Annotated in this window: 1 protein-coding gene; it reads left to right on the plus strand. The window is 46.2% G+C overall.

The window, feature by feature from the left end:
* On the plus strand, window positions 1-238 hold a 238-nt coding region (locus R2R70_RS22935), incomplete at both ends, for a hypothetical protein (RefSeq protein ID WP_410979336.1).

Genomic DNA, 238 nt, shown 5'->3' on the forward strand with positions numbered 1-238 from the left:
GCCCGATTTCGACGTCGATTTTTGTATGGACAGACGCGACGAAGTAATTGATCACGTATCGGCATTGTATGGGCGTGATGCGGTATCACAAATTATTACCTTTGGTACTATGGCCGCAAAAGCGGTAATACGCGATGTAGGTCGTGTACTTGGTCATCCTTATGGTTTTGTTGATCGTATTTCTAAACTGATCCCAGGCGATCCGGGAATGACCCTTGCCAAAGCCTTTGAAGTAGAG

The organism is Cobetia sp. SIMBA_158 (genome assembly GCF_046566945.1).
Classification (GTDB): Bacteria; Pseudomonadota; Gammaproteobacteria; order Pseudomonadales; family Halomonadaceae; genus Cobetia; species Cobetia amphilecti.